The organism is uncultured Meiothermus sp. (genome assembly GCF_937863175.1).
Lineage (GTDB): Bacteria > Deinococcota > Deinococci > Deinococcales > Thermaceae > Meiothermus.
The window spans coordinates 1-1,372 of record NZ_CALMCQ010000103.1 but is presented as its reverse complement, the minus strand read 5'-3'; the positions used below and the strand labels follow the sequence as shown (position 1 = coordinate 1,372).

General features: G+C 55.8%; 2 protein-coding genes. Both read left to right on the top strand.

Going from position 1 to position 1,372, the window contains the following annotated elements; all coding sequences use genetic code 11:
- Nucleotides 1–137: 137 nt before the first annotated feature.
- A complete protein-coding gene (locus Q0288_RS04150; protein WP_299427619.1) occupies nucleotides 138–731 on the top strand; it encodes a sulfite oxidase-like oxidoreductase in 594 nt (197 codons plus the stop codon).
- 51 nt (nucleotides 732–782) lie between these two features.
- Nucleotides 783–1,372 (top strand): glycerol-3-phosphate 1-O-acyltransferase PlsY (gene plsY, locus Q0288_RS04145; RefSeq protein WP_299427616.1); only part of this gene is annotated, 590 nt, incomplete at its 3' end.

Here is a 1,372-nt window from a genome sequence, read left to right as displayed (position 1 = left end):
GGGTGTCCCAGAAGACTTTCCACCGCTGGTGGGTTGGGTCGTTTAGCACCTGGAAACGGGGACAAATATCCAGTGGAGTCGCTTAAATGTACCGACGATTACCAGTAGACGCACGGGATAGAACTACACTCTGGAGCATGCCAGCCAACTTTTTCAGGCCCAAAACCCAGGACCGTGACCGGGTTCCTCCAGGGCAGATCCTCACGGAAAAATTCCCTGTCCTGACCTACGGCCCCACCCCCAGGGTGCACCCCGAGGACGTGACGTTTGAAATCAGTGGCCAGGTTGAAGAGGCCAAAGCCTTTAGCTGGGAAGCTCTGATGGCCCTGCCACAGTCCGATCTCACCGCCGATTTCCACTGTGTGACCCGGTGGAGCAAGCTGGAGGTGAAGTGGAGTGGCATCAAGGTGCTCGATCTGATGCGACTGATCCAGCTCAAACCTCAGGCCAGGGCGGTGCTGATTCACTGTTACGGTGGCTATACCACCAATCTTGCGCTGGGCGATCTGTTGCTCGAGCAGAATATCCTCGCCCACAGGCTATTTGGTGAGCCTGTCCCGCGTGACCACGGTGGCCCCCTGCGCCTGATCGTGCCGCATCTGTATGCCTGGAAAAGCGCCAAATGGATTCGTGGGCTCGAGTTTTTAGATAGAGAAGAACTGGGTTTCTGGGAGGTCAATGGCTACCATCGCCGTGGCGATCCCTGGAAAGAGGAACGTTTTAGCGACTGATACCGCTGGTCTTTCGACTCGAGACCTGGCAGGTCAATATAAAATGCGAGTGTGGAGTGGACAGCCTGGCTCATCTTGTTGCTGGCCTACTTGTTTGGTGCGATTCCTGCCGGGGCCTGGGTTGCCCACTACTATGGTGTGGATATCCAGAAAGTGGGTTCGGGGAATACTGGAGCTACCAACATCCTGCGTACCCTGGGCACAGGCCCGGCAGTATTAGTGGCTGGGTTTGACGTGTTCAAGGGGGGCATTGCTGTCTTGCTGGCCCGTTTGTTTAACATCGAAGGGCCCTTGCTGGGGGGTGTTGCACTGGCCGCTGTGTTGGGCCATAACTACTCGGTTTTCCTGCGCTTTACAGGCGGGAAGGGGGTGGCGACCAGTTTTGGTACGCTGCTGTTTCTCAACCCGCTGGTGGCATTGCTTACCTTTCCAGTGGGCATCCTGACCATGTGGCTCACGCGGTTTGTATCTGCCGGAAGTATGATTGGTGGTCTGACGGCGGTGGTTATTACCATTGCGCTGGGACGGCCTTTCTGGGAAACCCTGACCATGCTGGTTTTGGCAGGTCTTATCTTCTGGACCCATCGCGAAAACATCAAACGGTTGCGAGCAGGTAATGAACGTCGTTTTGGTGAAAAAAC